Below are 18,110 nucleotides of genomic sequence, written 5' to 3'. Positions count from 1 at the left end.
GTGGCAAACAAGGTATGGTGCGTTTTCTCGTTCTTTTCAGGAAGTGGGACTGGCTGAGGGGTCAGTCCTGACACCACACCCGCTCGCCATTCACCCACGTCTCGCTGATATTGCGTTCATCACCCAGGGTCATCAGCACGAACAGCTGCTCATAAATGTCATGGCAGCGGCCTATGCGCAGGCGCTGCAGCGGGGTGACCGCCGGGTCAATCACCACAAAATCCGCCTCTTTGCCCGGCTGGAAATTGCCAATTTTCTCCTCCAGCCGCAGGGCGCGCGCCCCGCCAAGGGTGGCGTGATAGAAGGCCTCGCTGGCGCGCAGGCGATAGCTCTGCAGTTGTCCTACCTTGTAGGCCTCGCCCAGCGTCCGCAGCATGCTGAAGGTGGTCCCGGCTCCGACGTCGCTGCCGATGCCCATCCGCACCTGGTGCTGCCAGCAGGCGGGCAGGCGGAACAGCCCGCTGCCGAGAAACAGATTCGACGTCGGGCAGAAGGCGACGGCGGACCCGGTGTCATGCAGGCACTGCCACTCGGCATCATCGAGATGGATCCCGTGAGCGAAGACGCTGCGTTCGCCAGTGAGCTGATAGTGATGATAGACATCCAGATAGCGCGCATGCTCAGGCCACAGCTGTTTAACCCAGGCGATCTCCTCCCGGTTTTCACTGAGATGCGTCTGCAGCCAGGTGTCGGGAAACTCGGCCCGCAGGCGCTGCACCGCCTCCAGCAACCCCGGGGTTGAGGTGGGGGCAAAGCGCGGGGTGATGGCATAGCCCAGCCTGCCGCGCTGATGCCAGCGGCGGATCAACGCCCGGGTCTGCTCGTAGCTCTCCCCGGCGGTTTCGCACAGGTAGTCGGGCACATGGCGATCCATCATCACTTTCCCGGCGATCAGGCGCATATTCAGACGCAGCGCTTCGCTGAATAACGCCTCCACCGAGGCCGGATGCAGGGTACAAAACACCAGCGCGGTGGTGGTGCCATGGCTTATCAGCTGATTTACAAAAAACTGCGCTATCTCCTGGGCATACTCCGCATCGGCAAACTGGCTCTCCACCGGGAAGGTGTAGGTGGTGAGCCACTCAAGCAGCTGTTCGCCAAAGGCGCCGATCATCTCGGTCTGCGGATAGTGAACGTGGGCATCAACGAACCCCGGCAGCAGCAGCTTACCCCTCAGATCGACATAGCCCTTCAGGGGATGCAGAAAGGCTTCCCCCTGCTGCCATGGCAGCAGGGCGATAATTTTCCCCTCCTGCAGGAACAACAGGCCATCATCGAGATAGCGGGCCTGGGCGGCCACCTCATCCGGGGTCTCCGCCACGCCGGCGATATCAAAAAATGCACCGCGCACCGCGGTCTGGTAATCCATCATCGAACCTGCCTTCTCTTAACGCTCTGGGAATAGTGATAAACAGCAAGATTGGTGCCAGTTTGCAGCCTGCCGCGGCCAGACGCCGCGGCAGAAGGGGAAGGTTACTCTTTTTGCGCCACCGCGCCGGAGCGGAAGGCGGCTTTCGCCTGCACTTCACGCTCGTCGCGAGCCAGCCAGCGGTAGGCGGTGGCGCCGAGAAAGACGCCGATAAACCAGCTGAAGTTCGCCACTTCATGCAGGGCCGGAATAAAGCTGATAATCAGCCCAAGGCCCACCGACGGCAGCAGGGCGGCAATCGCTTTCGGGTTAAAGCCGTTGCGGTACCAGTATTTACCCTGCGGCGTATCGTCAAACAGATCGTCCACTGACACCCGGCCGCGTTTGATCAGGTAGAAGTCGGCGATCAGGATGCCAAACAGCGGGCCAATAAAGGCGCCCAGCACGTCGAGGGTATAGTGGATCAGCTCCGGCGAGTTAAACAGGTTCCACGGCGTCAGGAGTATCGAGCCCACCGCGGCAATCATCCCGCCGGTACGGAAGCTGATTTTCTGCGGCGCGCAGTTGGAAAAATCGAAGGCCGGCGAGACGAAGTTAGCCACGATATTGATGCCGATGGTGGCGGTGATCATGGTCAGCAGGCCGATGGCCACCGCCAGATCGTTACCCACGCGGCTGACGGTTTCGATCGGGTCGGTGATCATTTTGCCGAACAGCGACTGGGTGCCGGAGACAATCACCACGGTCACCACCGAGAATAGCAGGAAGTTAAACGGCAGTCCCCAGCGGTTACCGCGGCGGATCTCGCCCATGCTTTTGCCGTAGCGGGAAAAGTCACCGAAGTTAAGCAGCGGCCCGGAGAAGTAGGAGACCACCAGCGCCGTGGCGGTGATCATCTGCCAGGTCTGCTCGCCGGCGCTCAAGGATTTGCTGGCGAGGGTAAAGGAGATACCGTCCAGACCAGTCTTGTATACAATCCAGCCGGCCAGCGCCAGCATCACCACATAAACCGCCGGACCGGCGATATCGATAAAGCGTTTGATGGCGTTCATGCCATGCCAGAACACCATCGCCTGCAGCAGCCACATAGTGGCGAAGCACAGCCAGCCTAGGGGCGACAGCCCGAGAAAGCTGCTGCTGGTCAGCGAGGCAAGGGAGGGCCAGAACTTGAGCAGGACCAGCATCAGGGCATTCGCCGCCAGATAGGTCTGAATGCCGTACCAGGCAAAGGCGATCAGCCCGCGGATCACCGCCGGGATATTGGCGCCGAAAACGCCAAACGCCTGACGACAAATCACCGCGTAAGGCACCCCGGCCATCTGGCTCGGCTTCGCCACCAGGTTGGCGCACAGCTGGACAATACAGATGCCCACCAGCAGGCAGAGCAGAACCTGCCAGCTGGCCAGCCCAAGCGTAAAGAAGCTCGCCGCCACTACGTAGCCGCCCATGCTGTGCACGTCCGACATCCAGAATGAAAAGATATTGTACCAGCTCCAGTTCTGGTCGCGGGTCGGCGCCAGATCGTCATTACATAGCCGCGGACTGTAGCCGGCGGCCGCCTTGTGAGTCTTCGTCTGCTGCGTGTGGGATGAATGTGGCATGAAACCTGCTCCTCTGAATGAAAACCCTTTGATATGGATTGCTGAGGCTATTGCAGGATCCAGGCCAGAATGATGAATCTTGTATACAAAAATTAAATTTTATGTATACGATCTGCTATCGATAAGTGAAACCGGAGTGGGTTAATGAATAATGAACATCGTCTCCAGGCCGCGCCAGCGCTGCAGGACAAGGACGAAAGCATTTACCAGGCGCTGATGACGGCTATCGTCGAACATCAGCTGCCGCCGGGCAGCAAACTGCCGGAAGAGGCGCTGGCGGAGGTGTTCGCCGTGAGCCGCACCGGCATCAGAAAGGTGCTGCAACGACTCGCCGCTGTGCAACTGGTCACGTTGACGCCCAAACGTGGTGCACACGTCACCAGCCCGAGCGTGGAAGAGTCCCAGGCGATCTTTCGCACCCGGGCGCTGCTCGAGGTCGCCAATCTCCCCGATGTGATCGCGCGCTGTCAGCCGCCGCATCTGGCGGCGCTGGAGAACATTATTCAGCGTGAACAGCAGGCCCATGCGGCGCACGACGGCCCGGCGGCGATCCGCCACTCCGCTGACTTTCATATTCAGCTGCAGGCTATCTCCGGCAACCCGGTGCTCACCGAGATGGTGACCCGCCTCAGCCAGCGCTCCTCTTTAGTGATTGCCGCCTGGGGCGCCCCCTGGCGACAGGGCTGCCGTTGCGACGATCACCAGCAGCTGGTCGGTTTGCTGCGGGATAAAGCCCTGCAGCCGCTCAGCGAGGCGCTGATGCACCATTTTGATCATATTGTCGCCAGCCTGTGCTTCGAGCGCGATGGCGTCAGCCTGCCCGATTTTTCCCGGCTGTTCGCCGGCCACAAGGAGTCGTGATGTCTTCCGTTCGTATACAAGTGATTAACCCCAACACCAGCCTGGCGATGACTGAAACGATAGGCGCCGCTGCGCGTGCGGTCGCTGCACCGGGCACCGAGATCCTTGCGGTCTGTCCCCGCGCCGGGGTGCCGTCAATTGAGGGCCACTTTGACGAAGCCATCGCGGCGGTCGGCGTGCTGGAGCAGATCAGGGCCGGACGCGAGCAGGGGGTGGATGGGCATGTGATCGCCTGCTTCGGCGACCCGGGGCTGCTGGCGGCGCGGGAGCTGGCCCAGGGGCCGGTGATCGGTATCGCGGAGGCGGCAATGCATATGGCGACGATGGTCGCCACCCGTTTCTCCATTGTGACCACGCTGCCGCGCACGCTGATCATCGCCCGTCATTTGCTGCACCAGTACGGATTTCATCAACACTGCGCGGCGCTGCACGCCATTGACTTGCCGGTGCTGGCGCTGGAAGACGGCAGTGGCCTGGCGCAGGAGAAAGTGCGTGAGCGCTGCATTCGCGCTCTGAAAGAGGATGGCAGCGGGGCGATTGTTCTTGGCTGCGGCGGGATGGCGACCCTGGCGCAGGAGCTGACCCGCGAGCTGCGGGTGCCGGTGATCGATGGCGTCAGCGCGGCGGTGAAGATGGTGGAGTCGCTGGTCGCGCTGGGCCTGGCGACCAGCAAGCATGGGGACTTAGCGTTCCCGGAGAAAAAAGCGTTAAGCGGACAGTTTCAGTCGTTAAATCCATTTTAAAAGGGGCAGGAGATGGGAGAGAACCAGGAACACTATCCTCGCGATCTGCGAGGTTATGCAGGGGAGCCGCCGCACGCGCGCTGGCCGGGCGGGGCGCGGATCGCGGTGCAGTTTGTCCTCAACTATGAGGAAGGCGCGGAGAATCACGTCCTGCATGGCGATGCGGGTTCGGAACAGTTCCTGTCCGATATTATCGGCGCCGCCAGCTACCCGGCGCGCCATATGTCGATGGATTCACTCTATGAGTACGGCAGCCGGGCAGGGTTCTGGCGCATCCATCGCGAGTTCAGCCAGCGCGGGCTGCCGTTGACGGTCTTCGGCGTGGCGATGGCGCTGGCGCGGCATCCGGAGATTGTGGCGGCGATCAAGGCTGCGGATTACGATGTGGTCAGCCACGGCTGGCGCTGGATCCACTATCAGCACATGGATATTGCCGAGGAGCGCGAGCATCTGCAAAAAGCGGTGCAGGTACTGACCGACCTGTTCGGCAAACCGCCCACCGGCTGGTATACCGGCCGCGACAGCCCTAACACCCGCCAGCTGGTGGTGGAGCACGGCGGCTTTGATTACGACAGCGATTATTACGGCGATGATTTACCTTTCTGGAGCGAAGTGGCCTGCAGCGACGGCAGCCAGCGGCCGCACCTGATCGTGCCTTATACCCTCGACGCCAACGACATGCGCTTCGCCACCGCCCAGGGATTCAACACCGCGGAGCAGTTTTATACCTATCTGAAAGACAGCTTTGACGTGCTATACGCCGAGGGTGAAACCGCACCGAAGATGATGTCCGTGGGGATGCACTGCCGACTGCTTGGGCGTCCAGGCCGTTTCCGCGCGCTGCAGCGTTTCCTTGATTATATCCAGCAGCACGACAAGGTGTGGGTCTGCACCCGGCAGCAGATTGCCGACCACTGGCGCGAAACCCATCCGTATCGCGGGTAGCTTGTTGCCCCTGATCCTGGCCCTCTCTTCAGGGAGAGGGCTCCGCCCGGTCGCGTCTGTTACACCGGTTTACCAGAATGTAATTTGATTATTGAATAAGCATGGCGAGGAGTACCAGGCACAGCAGCAGCACATAGATGCGCGCATACCATACATCAGGTACCGCAGGGATTGCCCGGCGGCTAAACACTATCCCGGCCCAGCCGGTCAGGACGAGCAGGCCTAAAATTTTCAGGCTGATAAACCCCAGAAATCCGCTCAGCGGAATGCTGTGCCAGCCAATGACGGCATAGGTCACAGCCCCGCATAGCGCCACGGGCAAAGAAAGCGGGTTGGATGCGCTAACGCACTCCTGCATTGCATACCCGTGTCGCCGTAGCAGGGGCACCGTCATGACGCTGCCGCCCACGCCCAGCAATGCGGCGATCGTACCGATAATCACACCGCCGCCGGTGACCACTGGCAGGGACAGGCGACGCCGAGCGCTGCCCGTGAAAAAACCCTTGCGCAACAAACAATCGCTGATGGTTGCCAGCATATAGAGAATAAACAGCGCGCGAACAATATTCTCGCTCAATATCCCCGCCAGACAGGAGCCCACCACCGCCCCAATGGCAATAAACCATAACAACGGAAACAGCGTCTGCGCGGCAAGCCTGCCCGCCCGCCAGTTTCGATAGCTGACCCAGCCGGCGTTAAATATCATCACCGCCGTTGAGGTAGCCACTGCGACATGCATGGCGTTGCCCGCGATCGCCGGCTGCCGGAGCATCAGTTGATAGACAAAGGGCACCACCACAAAGCCGCCGCCGAAGCCGAACAGCACCGTGGTAATGCCGGTAGTAAAGCCTGCCAGCGCAATAATAACGATCTCATTCAAGAGAGTATCCCCGACCTGAAAATGAGCGAGCAGCTTATACCGGTCGCGTACTGCTTCCCATTTGCGTAGCGCTCAATTACCTTTGTAAATCGGTCAGAGGGAGGCAGGTGTGCGCAACGTAAAAATTGACGAGTTCGATCGACTCGATCGTGATGTGGTGGCGTTAGGTAATGACTATGCGCAGGGATTTATCCTGCCCCCGCACCAGCATCGTCGCGCACAGCTACTGTATGGCGCGACCGGACTGATGTATGTCACTACGCAAGACGGAGAATGGGTGGTTCCTCCGCAACACGCTGTCTGGATCCCCCCTGAAACCGTGCATGCCGTCAGATTTGCAGGGGTGACCACGCGTAGCTTGTATATTGAGCCAGATTGTGTGGCCGCTTTCATTAAACACCGTCGTTGCGAAGTGATCAGCGTCTCGCCGCTGTTGCGCCAGCTACTGCTTGAGGCTGTGGATTTACCACCGTTGTACGACAGCCCACGCGATCGCACGCTGATACAGTTGATGTTGCTGGAACTGGCCGCCATGCCGGTCCGCGAATTTGACATTCCGTTGCCGCAGCATCCGGCGCTGCTGGCGCTTTGTCAGGCTTTTTTGCTTAACCCCTCTATCCATGATCCTGCGGCGCGCTGGGCCAGGGCGCTGTTTATGAGTCCTAGTACCTTTCGCCGCCATTTCCTGAAGCAGCTGGGCCTGTCGTTTTCCGCCTGGCGACAGCGAGCCTGCGTGGTGAGCGCCCTGGCATGGTTGATAGCAGGCAAACCGGTGAACGAAGTGGCATTATCCCTTGGATACGACAATGCGTCCTCTTTCGCCACCATGTTCCGCCGCGTGACCGGGCAGCCGCCGTCGTTTTATCACCCAGCCTGAGGCGTCGGAGAAGGGGACTCCCGCAGCATGTGTCGGAAAAGAATGTCGCTTTTATGGCGTTGCTATGCGTTTACGCGGTCATAAGACAGATAATCCAGGAAGGCCTGGCTTCGTTTTCAGGTACCCCTACATTTAGTGGTGGCTACATCCAGGCGGTTTATCTATTCTGCCTGTAACCGTGAGAAGACCGGAGTCTCTCTTTGTGAACCATCTTATCGTTGAAAAAATCATCATCATCATTCTTCTCATCCTGTGGGGATTCGATACCTTCAGAACCAGGAAAAGAAAACGCTATGATCCCGCGATTGAAGCGGCTGATGCCAGCGAACGTTATCAATGGCGCTATCTGAGATGGGGATTTCGAATCATACAGGTGGTAGCGGGAGTGTATATCGTCGTTCAACTGATACAGGTATTACTGAGATAGAGGCATGGGCAGAGTTGCTTTTCGCGTCGACAAGGGGAAGCGTTCGCTCTGTGCCAGAGCAGACGTTAACGTCGATAACTACGTCACTTCTGAAGCTGAACATAACCATTATCAGCTACACTTGTTCCTGTTTTTCGTCGAGAGCTGAGAACTTGCCTGCATATCAAAGGAGGGTTTTAAGATGATAACATTTCAAATAACGGCTTATGTGACCCTGCAATGATGCAAGTGATACTGGTTCGACACGCGGAAACAGAATGGAATGTAAAAAATATTATTCAGGGACACAGTGATAGCGCATTGACGCTTCGTGGGGAGCGTCAAACATCAGCTTTATTGGCAGCGTTTGCAGAGAGTGATTACCGGGTAGAATGTGTTTACGCGTCTCCACTTGGCCGGGCCTGGCAAATGGGACAGCGCCTGGCTGAGCGTTTTTATTGTTCACTGATAGCTGAACCGGCTTTGAAAGAACAGGCTTTTGGTCAGTTTGAAGGCATGACAACCGTAGCGCTGCTGCAAAATAATCCGGACGCCGCAGAAGCATTATTCACCCTGGATGCAGAGTATTGTCCGCCAGGGGGTGAGTCTCTCTCAGATGCTTCGCAGCGAATGATACATTTTTTATCCAGTCTGGAAAAAAAACATCATCATCGAACAATATGTATTGTGTCTCACGGGCAGGTCATTCAGGGCGTGCTTGCGACATTAAAAAGTGGATCTGTGGATGATTTTCACCGCTATGCACAACCCAATGCGAGTTACGCCGTTTTCGAGCTGATTAATGGAAGCTGTACCGTTCTAAGCTGGGGGATCGCGACACATTTACGTCACCTGGATTAGCCGTTACCTTGCTGTCATTCAAATCGATGATGATTGAAGTACAACGTCCGCTTCTTGCCCGCATCGAACGGAGGTAACGTAGCGGAAATATGTTTTCGGACTCTACCAGGATGCCTTTCATCGAAACGTTTATGACTTTCCTTCTCGCACTGACGCTTCTGGAGATTTCTCCTGGGCCAGACATGATGCTGACTATCGCCACCAGGAGCGGACGTTCAGATGACTGGGGATCCCCGGTTATATCCTCCCGTTTTTTGACGTCAGAAATTCATAGTTTTATGCCCAGGTTTTGATATTTCAGAGGAACTGGTAACAAAAGCATGTTGAGGTAGAACTTTTTTAAGTAAAAACATATTGGTGTCAGGGTCTGGATCTGCGCAATAATCATTCACAACGATAAGGCGGTAATCCAGATCAAAAGCTTGTCCGACTGTGGAAAGCACCACACGACTGGTAGTTACACCCGTAAGAATCAGGTTTTCGATGCCTTAAGCACGAAGGATCATCTCAAGTTCAGTAAACGAGAAAGCTCCGACTCTGCGTTTGACGATGACGACTTCATTTTCTGCTGGAGCAACATCAGGATGAATAGCCGTGCTCTCGTTATCAGCCATAAAAACTCCATTCTCCTTAATCGAAGCGAAGATAGTGTTGTTTTTGCTGACCTCTGGATACCCCTTGCGGAATCCGACGCTGACATAAATGACCGGTACGCCTGCTGTGCGCGTAGCGGCAATCAGCGGAAAGCCGCCTCCGCCTTCTTGAGGCAATCAATTCAAGCAGACGTAGCCTGAGGGCGAGGGGTATTGCGATATCCTAATATAAGTCGCCAGTTTTGATGACAGAACGACAAAAATCCGCTTTTCGCTCACAGCGGATCTTCACCTGCGTTAGCTCGTCCGCTCCTCCCTTAAAGCTGCCCTTTACGGCAGACTAGTGCCAGGAGCGGATGTTGCATGCCCACAGGAGCGCGATGGAAATGTAGCAGTACAACTTATCCCTATCGTCAAAAAATGGCACTAACTGAAAGATGTCAATCTGCTTCCTCATATATATCTACATTCCCCCCTATTCATTAATAAAGGATGGATGAAGATGCTGAGAGGTAAAAGAGCTGTAATTACCGGTGGTGGCACGGGATTTGGTCAGGCGCTGAGCGTATGGTTAGCGCGAGAAGGCGTCGAGGTGGATTTTTGCGCGAGGCGCGCTGATGACATTCAAAAAACTTGCAGTATCATTACGGCTGAAGGCGGAATGGCGAAAGGGCATCTCTGTGATTTAACCCTACCTGAATCCCTTTCTCAGTTTTCTTCACAGTTGTTAACTTTAGACAAGCCCATAGACATTTTAATCCTCAATGCTGCTCAGTGGCTTTCAGGAACGTTAGACGATCAATCAGACACAGAAATCATAAATACTATCAGTTCAGGCCTGACAGGTTCTATTCTGCTGACTCAGGCATTGCTACCCGGGTTAAGACGTTCAGAAAGTGCGGATATCGTCTCAATTATATCTTCATGGTAAGCGTACAGCGTGAACCGTCTGGTCATAATCTGAAGCATCCGACAAAGTGGTGTCCACCAAATAAGTAGTGGGAACCAAAGTGTCAGATATGCAGAAAAATATGACTCCCGGCAGGCGTAAAGGCTGCCCTAATTATTCTCCTGAGTTTAAACAGCAACTCGTTGCTGCCTCCTGCGAACCCGGGATATCCATCTCAAAACTGGCGCTTGAAAATGGCATTAATGCCAATCTGCTCTTTAAATGGCGCCAGCAGTGGCGCGAGGGAAAGCTGCTATTACCTTCCTCTGAGAGTCCTCAGTTACTTCCTGTGACTCTCGATGCCACCGCCGTACAACCAGAACCGCCCGCTGAGGACTCAGAGCTCAGCATCTGCTGTGAGGTAACGTTCCGGCACGGGACACTCCGCCTCAACGGCACTGTCAGCGAAAAGCTTCTGACTCTGCTGATACAGGAACTGAAGCGATGATCCCGCTACCAACAGGCACCAAAATCTGGCTGGTTGCCGGTATTACCGATATGAGAAACGGCTTCAACGGGCTGGCTGCAAAAGTGCAGACGGCGCTGAAAGACGAACCGATGTCCGGCCATGTCTTCATCTTCCGGGGCCGCAGCGGCAGTCAGGTTAAACTTCTGTGGTCCACCGGCGACGGGCTGTGCCTGCTGACCAAACGGCTGGAGCGCGGGCGCTTCGCCTGGCCGTCAGCTCGCGATGGCAAAGTGTTCCTGACCCCGGCGCAGCTGGCAATGCTGCTGGAAGGCATCGACTGGCGACAGCCGAAGCGGTTGCTGACCTCCCTGACCATGCTGTAGGCTTCTTTATCCTGGTTGTCGCAGAATAAGCCTGGTAAAATGCTGGCTTATGAATGACATCTCTTCTGACGACATCCTTCTGCTGAAACAGCGCCTTGCCGAACAGGAAGCGCTGAACCGTGCCCTGCTGGAAAAGCTGGCAGACCGGGAGCGCGAAATAGACCATCTGCAGGCGCAGCTGGATAAACTTCGCCGGATGAACTTCGGCAGCCGTTCCGAAAAAGTCTCCCGCCGTATCGCACAAATGGAAGCCGATCTGAACCGGCTTCAGAAAGAGAGCGATACGCTGACCGGTCGGGTGGATGACCCGGCAGTACAGCGCACTCTGCGTCAGACCCGCACCCGCAAACCGTTCCCCGAATCACTCCCCCGCGATGAAAAACGCCTGCGGCCAGCGGGTTCCTGCTGCCCGGAGTGTGGTGGTGCGCTGAGTTACCTGGGTGAGGATGCCGCTGAACAGCTGGAGCTGATGCGCAGCGCCTTCCGGGTGATCCGGACCGTACGGGAAAAACATGCCTGCACAAAATGTGATGCCATCGTGCAGGCCCCCGCGCCTTCGCGCCCCATTGAGCGGGGTATCGCCGGACCGGGGCTGATGGCCCGCGTGCTGACCTCAAAGTATGCAGAGCACACACCGCTGTATCGTCAGTCTGAAATATACGGTCGCCAGGGCGTGGAACTGAGCCGTTCACTGCTGTCGGGCTGGGTGGATGCATGCTGCCGGCTGCTGTCCCCGCTGGAGGAGGCGCTTCAGGACTATGTCCTGACTGACGGTAAACTCCATGCCGATGATACCCCGGTCCAGGTGCTGTTGCCGGGCAATAAGAAGACGAAGACCGGGCGGTTGTGGACGTATGTTCGTGATGACCGCAACGCCGGGTCAGCGCTGGCACCGGCGGTGTGGTTCGCCTACAGCCCCGACAGAAAAGGCATCCATCCGCAGACCCATCTTGCGGGGTTCAGCGGTGTGCTACAGGCGGATGCGTACGCCGGGTTCAACGAGCTGTACCGCGATGGCCGGATAACGGAAGCCGCCTGCTGGGCTCACGCCCGCCGTAAAATCCACGATGTGCACGTTCGCACGCCGTCAGCCCTGACGGAGGAAGCCCTGAAGCGTATCGGCGAACTGTATGCCGTGGAGGCGGAAATAAGAGGAATGCTGGCGGAACAACGGCTTGCTGAACGTCAGCGGAAAACGAAACCGCTGCTTAGTACCCTGGAAAGCTGGTTGCGTGAAAAAATGAAAACGCTGTCGCGACACTCGGAGCTGGCAAAGGCGTTCACGTACACCCTGAACCAGTGGCCGGCCCTGACGTACTATGCAGAAAACGGCTGGGCCGAAGCCGATAATAACATCGCTGAAAATGCGCTGCGGATGGTCAGTCTGGGTCGTAAAAACTGGTTGTTCTTCGGCTCAGACCACGGTGGTGAGCGGGGAGCGTTGCTGTACAGTCTGATCGGGACGTGCAAACTGAACGGCGTGGATCCAGAAAGCTACCTTCGCCATGTCCTTGACGTCATAGCTGACTGGCCGGTCAACCGGGTCAGCGAGCTGCTACCCTGGCGCATCACACTGCCAACTGAATAACACATCCCCGTCAATACGGTTCTCGCTGTACGCTTACTCTTCATGTGGGATTCCTAATTTTACAGATTCAATTGCGCACCCCGCTTTTTTTGCCAGTAAACACGGGCTTAGCGGGTTTACAACTAAACTTTCGTACCAGTTGTCTAAAGAAAATATACGTGTGACTGGGTTGTATCCCCCGGATTTCGAGCTGACAGGGTTAGAGGCGTTTGTCGATAGCCAGCCCAAAATGGGGGAACGTCTGATGAATGGGCGTTCAGTCTGGGAAACAATTCGCTTTGTGCTGACTCAACCCCGTAATTGCCATATCAGGAGCATCTACTTTGAAGGCCCAACTCGCGAAAAACTGGCAGTCAGAAGCTGAGTCTGCGACGTTTAACAGTGTAGCCAACGTCCGCTGATCGCTCATATCAGACCTTCAACTCAGATAGCTTGTCCGCTCTGTGCCAGGAGCGGACATTAAAATCAAAACCGATGGCAAGCTTACCGAGCATAACATTATGCTTGCGCTGCTGTGTAACGTGCTTCCAGCTTATCCAAAAAGCCAAAAAGTACTTGATTCATTTCACTGTAATCGTGCGCCCGGAGCGCTTCAGGCGTGTCAACGAAACGATATTCTGCTGCACGGCTCAGGTCTTTCTCAGAATGAGCGATCAGCCGTTCTACAACGTCCAATGTGAGCTCCATGTGGCACTGGAAACCAAAGACGCGGTCTGAATAGGCAACGATCTGCCGCGGACAGCCTTCGCTGTAAGCGATAATTTTAGCCTCTGGCGTCAAACCTGGCATATCGTTATGCCAGTGACCCACTTCAAGTGTTTTCCCAAAGTGAGAGAACATCTCATCCTTCCTGCCGTCTTCGGTCAATGTGATCGGGAATTTACCAATCTCTTTTTCCGGGCTATGAGAGAACGGCGCGCCCAGCGCTTCACCAATGAGCTGTGAACCCAGGCAGATACCGATCACCGCCTTACCGGTTTTAACCGCGGAAGCAATCAGCGCCTGTTCCGCTTTAGCATTAAAGTGTGGGCACTCTTCAAGCGTGGTGTCAGGATCTTGCGGACCGCCCATAACGATAAGAAAATCGATGCCTACGGCGTCATCAGGTAGCCGATCGCCTGCATAGACGCGTGAGTAAGTTACATCATGACCCTGGTTTATTGCCCAGGTTTCATATGCGCCCGGGGCTTCAAAACTTTCATGTACGATAAAGTGTACACGCATGAGGTTAAGCTCCTGTAATATCTTTGATGATCAGGATGATAAGTCACGCACCCATTGCCTAAGGCTCTACTCCGGGTGGTTCCAGTTTCGATATGATAATGGCAGGGGCTAAATCTGAAATGCCAGGTAGTATAGATAAAGCGCCAAGACATGATGAAACCACAGGCTGGTCCAGTACTGCGATAAGCTATCAACGCGGCGAGGCAGATCCTCCCCATCATCATGTTGAGGGGCAGCTACTCTTCGCCACCAGAGGGGTTATGCTGGTGCAAACAGAGAGCGACCGTTGGGTGATCCCTCCTCAACGGGCATTATGGCTACCGCCTCTGCATATCCATAGTTATCATCTGCTTTCACAAACCGATCTCAGGGCGATCTATTTCAGCAGTAGCCTTATCGCAGAATGTACGAGCTTTACGAAGAGTCAACAGGTGCATGTGATCACGGCTACGCCCTTAGTCAAAGAGCTTATCGCTGGGCTGTTCAGTGAGGACTACGCCAGACCGAGTCAACGGAAGATAGCGTTGTTGCTTCTGGAAATTCTCAGCGAGGCTCCACCTTTAACGATGGCGCTTCCCATGCCGAATGATGAGCGATTATTCAGCGCTGCCAGATCGCTACTGGTCAATCAGCGCTGGGAAGCATCGCTGAGCGAGCTGGCTTTTATGTCGGCCATGTCGGAACGGACCTTTTCCCGATTGTTTATGAAGGATACAGGCTTTAGTTTTAGAACATGGAAGCAGAGAGCCAGAATTTGCGCTTCGTTGGATCTTCTCGCGAACGGTGTTCCAATCAAACAGGTCGCTTACCAGCTTGGTTTCTCATGCCCGGCGGCCTTTACCGCTGCTTTTCGCTGCATTTTGGGGGCAACGCCACGCGATTTTGTGCCTTAAACCGGGAAACCCTCAAAGCGGTCTTTGAGACTGTCATGGGCATATTACCAGACGCAGAAACCCTGCGAGGGTAGGGGTATCCCGCCTTTGCTGTTGAGAAAGGTAGTTTAATTTGCACCCGACACACTCTCATTGATTAAAGCACGGAGTGGAGATTACTGCGGTCCACAGTTCTGACAAACCGTGAAAGAGAAGGCCTGCATGAAGAAAAAAGGTGTCGCGATGCGTGATGAAATTACCTTATGACAGACCTTGCGGTGATTTACGGCACCGGGTGGATTCCGGACGCTGTGAGCCCCTCATTGCTACGAAGCCTGATTCTGCTGTACCTCACGCCATATGATAGCCTGCGCAACAATCACATCCTGCCCATTAATGCGTCCAGGGGAGTACTCCCGGGCCCTGGACGTCCCCTGTGTAGGCTGAAGATAAATTAGCATTGCTGTTAATCGTGGGTTCTGCAGATGGGTAGAAATTGATAACTTAGGATGCAAGTTCGTCCCGCTCTTTCTGCAGTTTTCATCGAGGGGATATTCTGCGGAATAATTGTGCCCATATACAAAGATAGTTCCGAATCGGAATGAGTTAATAATCGGTACAGCAGGCGTTGCGCTCGGGCCGACAATGATCGACCACGAAAAGCAGGAAGTATTACTTTGTCAGTAATACGATATCCTCTCAGAAAAGCGATGTTTCCTTTCTGGCATATTAGCAACCCGGCGCGAACATCGTTTTCATAGATAATATATACTTCTCTCTCTGAAATATGGTCACACAACTCTTCGTCATCAACTGCTACCAAATTGCTTGCAGACAGTTCGCGAACTGTCTGCCATGTATGCTTATAGGCATCACCCAGGGCCTGACAACACCAGTCAAAATCTTCGTATGTCGCCACTTGCAAAGTAAGAGATTTATCATTGAATTCAGGGGGTTCAGAAAAAGACGCGGCATATATATACTGGTCGGGAATACCCTGCAGGAAGGACTGGCCGGGTACAAGAATGCGGACATACTGAGCTCTGAGTTGTGACCATTCCTTACTAATGAGTTCTAATGCAGTATGATTTAGGTCAGAATCCATACCTACAATATCAATAAAAGGTTTGTTAATATTTCCGCCCTGATAACGGGGGCCAGTAAGAAATTGCTTTCCATCAATTTTGAGTTTTCGTTGTAAAAAATATTCCTGACATAATCCAGTTTCTCTCCAGGGAAATCGCGCCGAGAAACTTCTGTCTGTACACCTCGATTCCTGCTCTGACAACCATTGTTTTAACCATGAACGTAGAGTAACTTCAGGCACAGGTAGCCTGGCATATTGAGATAGCATGTAAGATAGCATAAAAAATATTTTGCCCTTGGATGTAAAAATGTTTTTTTAAACAAATCAGAATAGTTCTACTCTCATTTTATTACCAATTATAGCTGGCACGTCAGCTCCTTGCTCAATGCGGACCTTTAGCTCGACAGCTTGTCCGCTCCGCGCCAGAAGCGAACAGTGTTATGAGTGGCCAGTGATAAAACGTCAGCCCGTTGACCTTGCCTTAAAGCACCTCAACCACTTCAAATTCTTCTGCGATCAACTCCATATCTTCAGAAAAATGACCTTCAGAGCTGAAAATCTCTGATGCTCTTTCTTCCAGTATTCAAGGCTTAAATCGCCTTCACCTTCTTTGCGGGCGAACGCTTCAGTGACATCACAAAAACGAACCAGCTGCATCGAAATCAGTCTGATCACGCAAACTGGAACATTCTGACCATCAAGAATAATGTTATAACTCCCGATTCTCGGGGCGGATTCTTCCTGCTGGTAAGAGGCAAAAGATCCGCAAGAGGCCGTTTTGATCCCTTTTTTGATCAGGTCAGCCAGCTCGTTAGCCAGTTGCGGACTGTCACCCATTTGCCAGGCATCTGCGCCGGGATATTTCTTTTTTATTTCCTCAACCTCAACCATGAAAATTCCTTCGTTATCGTCAATGAAAAGAAAAGCTATCCCTTTTTTAACATGAGCGGTCCCAACATAATAGGCGATATCATTATTTAGATAGTGTGGTCCGTTCTTCGCTCAAAACTGACCTTGATCGATAACTTCGGCTGGCTGGACAATGCGTCGATTCCATTCTCGATGAGCCGAATCGGCGCCATTGTCTCCCTGGGTATTGCGCTGTACTTGATTTACTCCAGCAGCAGGGCAAAAGCCGCAACGGTGGAAATCCCCCGTCGGCCAGTACCGCGGGGGGAGTTGACGATTATTCCCAGCGTTTCAGCAGCAGGCTGGCGTTAACGCCGCCAAAGCCAAAACCGTTCGACAGCGCGTAACGCATCTTCTGCGGGCGGGCCTGCAGCGCCACCAGATTGAGACCTGCCGCCTCTTCATCGGGGTGATGCAGGTTCAGCGTCGGCGGCACCACCTGGTCACGCAGCGCCTGAATGGTGAAGATGGCCTCGATCCCGCCGGCCGCGCCTAACAGATGGCCGGTGGCGGATTTCGTCGAGGTAATGGCGACCGGATGGGCGCCAAACAGCGTTTTAATCGCCGCCAGCTCGCCTTTATCACCGACCTGCGTCGAGGTGGCGTGGGCGTTGATATGGTCAATCTCTTCCGCGGACACTCCGGCCTGGCGAAGGGCGGTTTCCATGGCCCGACGCGCGCCGTTCCCGTCTTCCGGGCCCGCGGTCAGGTGATAAGCATCTGCGCTGGTGCCGTAGCCCACCAGCTCGGCCAGCGGCGTGGCGCCGCGCGCCAGCGCGTGCTCCAGCGACTCGATCACGATAAGCCCCGCGCCTTCTCCCATCACAAATCCATCGCGGTCGCGGTCAAAGGGGCGGGAAGCGGCTTCTGGCTGGTCGTTGGAGGCGCTGGAGAGCGCCCTTGCCGCGGCAAACCCGGCCAGGCTAACGCGATGAATTGCCGCTTCCGCGCCGCCGCAGAGGGCAATATCCGCCTCGCCGCTGCGGATCATCCGCGCTGCATCGCCGATGGCCTGGGCACCCGCTGCGCAGGCGGTGACCGGCGCGCCGATGGGGCCCCGGAAGCCGTGGGCGATGGACACATGCCCGGCGGCCAGGTTGGCCAGAAAAGAGGGAATGGTGAATGGGGAGAGGCGACGCGGCCCGCGTTCATCGGTGGTATGTACCGCATTGGCGATCTCACTGAAGCCGCCGATCCCGGTGGCGATCACCGTGGCGGTACGTTCCTGTTCGGCCGCAGATGCTGGCGACCAGCCGGCCTGGGTCAGCGCTTCACGGGCGGCGACCAGCGCAAACTCAATAAAGCGATCCATCTTTTTGCGCTCTTTCGCGGGGATGGTCGCCAGCGGGTCGAAGCCGTGCAGCGGATCGCTGTCAATGGACGGCACCTGGCCGGCCACTTTGCAGGGAATATCCGCGACCAGCTGCTCGCTGAGCCTGGTGACCCCTGACTTTCCTGCCAGCAGCGACTGCCAGACGTGCTGTACGCCGCAGCCCAGCGGGCTGACAATCCCCATCCCGGTGACGACAATGCGTTTAACGGAAACGCCCATA

The 18,110-nt window shown here is 55.4% G+C and carries 17 protein-coding genes and 6 pseudogenes; 15 read left to right on the top strand and 8 right to left on the bottom strand.

Annotation, left to right across the window (positions count from 1 at the left end):
• Positions 1 to 61 precede the first annotated feature (61 nt).
• Together guaD and BHE81_RS06610 are read right to left on the bottom strand one after the other, a co-directional pair.
• On the bottom strand, positions 62 to 1,372 hold the full coding sequence (gene guaD, locus BHE81_RS06615) for a guanine deaminase (protein ID WP_023301907.1): 1,311 nt from the start codon (positions 1,370 to 1,372) through the stop codon (positions 62 to 64).
• Between the two features lie 101 nt (positions 1,373 to 1,473).
• Positions 1,474 to 2,970, bottom strand: a complete 1,497-nt coding sequence (locus BHE81_RS06610) for an NCS1 family nucleobase:cation symporter-1 (protein WP_021440172.1) — start codon at positions 2,968 to 2,970, stop codon at positions 1,474 to 1,476.
• A 144-nt stretch (positions 2,971 to 3,114) separates the two neighbouring features.
• Here BHE81_RS06610 and BHE81_RS06605 point away from each other — a divergent pair, with 144 nt between their 5' ends.
• The 3 genes and pseudogenes from BHE81_RS06605 (at position 3,115) to puuE (ending at position 5,519) form a co-directional block, all read left to right on the top strand.
• On the top strand, positions 3,115 to 3,831 hold the full coding sequence (locus BHE81_RS06605; RefSeq protein ID WP_004179987.1) for a GntR family transcriptional regulator: 717 nt from the start codon (positions 3,115 to 3,117) through the stop codon (positions 3,829 to 3,831).
• A pseudogene (hpxA, locus tag BHE81_RS06600) lies at positions 3,831 to 4,702 on the top strand (allantoin racemase). Before BHE81_RS06605 ends, hpxA begins: the two are co-directional and overlap by 1 nt.
• Positions 4,587 to 5,519, top strand: coding sequence for an allantoinase PuuE (puuE, locus tag BHE81_RS06595; protein WP_004179983.1), 933 nt, complete (start codon positions 4,587 to 4,589; stop codon positions 5,517 to 5,519). Before hpxA ends, puuE begins: the two are co-directional and overlap by 116 nt.
• An 88-nt stretch (positions 5,520 to 5,607) precedes the next feature.
• Here puuE and BHE81_RS06590 read toward each other — a convergent pair whose 3' ends face one another.
• Positions 5,608 to 6,399: a sulfite exporter TauE/SafE family protein gene (locus BHE81_RS06590; protein ID WP_004184144.1), complete on the bottom strand. Its 792-nt coding sequence runs from the start codon at positions 6,397 to 6,399 to the stop codon at positions 5,608 to 5,610.
• 109 nt (positions 6,400 to 6,508) lie between these two features.
• Here BHE81_RS06590 and BHE81_RS06585 point away from each other — a divergent pair, with 109 nt between their 5' ends.
• The 5 genes and pseudogenes from BHE81_RS06585 to BHE81_RS28620 all read left to right on the top strand — a co-directional run.
• Complete coding sequence (locus BHE81_RS06585) at positions 6,509 to 7,276, top strand: AraC family transcriptional regulator (protein WP_004189983.1); 768 nt, start codon at positions 6,509 to 6,511, stop codon at positions 7,274 to 7,276.
• Between the two features lie 202 nt (positions 7,277 to 7,478).
• A complete protein-coding gene (locus tag BHE81_RS06580) occupies positions 7,479 to 7,703 on the top strand; it encodes a hypothetical protein (protein WP_004176101.1) in 225 nt (74 codons plus the stop codon).
• A gap of 4 nt (positions 7,704 to 7,707) precedes the next feature.
• Positions 7,708 to 7,851, top strand: coding sequence for a hypothetical protein (locus BHE81_RS28110; RefSeq protein ID WP_004184140.1), 144 nt, complete (start codon positions 7,708 to 7,710; stop codon positions 7,849 to 7,851).
• A 71-nt stretch (positions 7,852 to 7,922) separates the two neighbouring features.
• Positions 7,923 to 8,543 (top strand): histidine phosphatase family protein, encoded by a 621-nt coding sequence (locus BHE81_RS06575; RefSeq protein WP_004189986.1) that lies wholly within the window; start codon positions 7,923 to 7,925, stop codon positions 8,541 to 8,543.
• Positions 8,544 to 8,653: 110 nt separating this feature from the next.
• Positions 8,654 to 8,758, top strand: a pseudogene (locus tag BHE81_RS28620) (LysE family translocator); the annotation flags it as partial.
• Between the two features lie 45 nt (positions 8,759 to 8,803).
• Here the strand turns inward: BHE81_RS28620 and BHE81_RS06565 are convergent.
• Positions 8,804 to 9,313 (bottom strand): annotated as a pseudogene (locus BHE81_RS06565) (isochorismatase family cysteine hydrolase).
• A 325-nt stretch (positions 9,314 to 9,638) separates the two neighbouring features.
• Between BHE81_RS06565 and BHE81_RS06555 the strand changes: the two are divergent.
• From BHE81_RS06555 to BHE81_RS06535, 5 genes and pseudogenes are all read left to right on the top strand, one after another.
• A pseudogene (locus tag BHE81_RS06555) lies at positions 9,639 to 10,061 on the top strand (SDR family NAD(P)-dependent oxidoreductase); the annotation flags it as partial.
• 94 nt (positions 10,062 to 10,155) lie between these two features.
• Positions 10,156 to 10,533, top strand: coding sequence for an IS66-like element accessory protein TnpA (gene tnpA / locus BHE81_RS06550; RefSeq protein ID WP_004114613.1), 378 nt, complete (start codon positions 10,156 to 10,158; stop codon positions 10,531 to 10,533).
• Entirely contained in the window at positions 10,530 to 10,877 is a 348-nt protein-coding gene (gene tnpB / locus BHE81_RS06545; RefSeq protein WP_004114612.1) for an IS66 family insertion sequence element accessory protein TnpB, read from the top strand. The genes tnpA and tnpB overlap by 4 nt, the downstream gene beginning before the upstream one ends.
• Before the next feature lie 49 nt (positions 10,878 to 10,926).
• Entirely contained in the window at positions 10,927 to 12,465 is a 1,539-nt protein-coding gene (gene tnpC, locus BHE81_RS06540; RefSeq protein ID WP_016808813.1) for an IS66 family transposase, read from the top strand.
• Positions 12,466 to 12,625: 160 nt separating this feature from the next.
• Positions 12,626 to 12,829, top strand: a complete 204-nt coding sequence (locus BHE81_RS06535; RefSeq protein ID WP_165453462.1) for a hypothetical protein — start codon at positions 12,626 to 12,628, stop codon at positions 12,827 to 12,829.
• Positions 12,830 to 12,963: 134 nt separating this feature from the next.
• Here the strand turns inward: BHE81_RS06535 and BHE81_RS06530 are convergent, their stop codons facing one another.
• Positions 12,964 to 13,689: a type 1 glutamine amidotransferase gene (locus tag BHE81_RS06530; protein ID WP_023300997.1), complete on the bottom strand. Its 726-nt coding sequence runs from the start codon at positions 13,687 to 13,689 to the stop codon at positions 12,964 to 12,966.
• Between the two features lie 92 nt (positions 13,690 to 13,781).
• On the opposite strand from BHE81_RS06530, the gene BHE81_RS06525 reads away from it, so the two are divergent.
• Positions 13,782 to 14,582 carry an AraC family transcriptional regulator gene (locus tag BHE81_RS06525; RefSeq protein WP_024622652.1) on the top strand — a complete coding sequence of 267 codons (801 nt, stop codon included), beginning with the start codon at positions 13,782 to 13,784 and terminating at the stop codon, positions 14,580 to 14,582.
• Positions 14,583 to 15,027: 445 nt separating this feature from the next.
• On the opposite strand, the gene BHE81_RS06520 is transcribed toward BHE81_RS06525, so the two are convergent.
• Together BHE81_RS06520 and BHE81_RS06515 are read right to left on the bottom strand one after the other, a co-directional pair.
• Positions 15,028 to 15,927: a hypothetical protein gene (locus BHE81_RS06520; protein WP_019705126.1), complete on the bottom strand. Its 900-nt coding sequence runs from the start codon at positions 15,925 to 15,927 to the stop codon at positions 15,028 to 15,030.
• A gap of 202 nt (positions 15,928 to 16,129) precedes the next feature.
• Positions 16,130 to 16,485, bottom strand: a pseudogene (locus BHE81_RS06515) (ASCH domain-containing protein).
• 177 nt (positions 16,486 to 16,662) lie between these two features.
• On the opposite strand from BHE81_RS06515, the pseudogene BHE81_RS28615 reads away from it, so the two are divergent.
• Positions 16,663 to 16,869 (top strand): annotated as a pseudogene (locus BHE81_RS28615) (EamA-like transporter family protein); the annotation flags it as partial.
• Here BHE81_RS28615 and fabF read toward each other — a convergent pair.
• Complete coding sequence (gene fabF, locus BHE81_RS06505) at positions 16,835 to 18,109, bottom strand: beta-ketoacyl-ACP synthase II (RefSeq protein WP_023301908.1); 1,275 nt, start codon at positions 18,107 to 18,109, stop codon at positions 16,835 to 16,837. The pseudogene BHE81_RS28615 and the gene fabF overlap by 35 nt on opposite strands.
• Between the last annotated feature and the right edge of the window lies 1 nt (position 18,110).

It is taken from the genome of Klebsiella sp. AqSCr (assembly GCF_008452795.1).
GTDB lineage: Bacteria > Pseudomonadota > Gammaproteobacteria > Enterobacterales > Enterobacteriaceae > Klebsiella > Klebsiella pneumoniae.
Note: the sequence above shows the minus strand (reverse complement) of the source record. Positions and strands in the feature narration are given on the sequence as shown.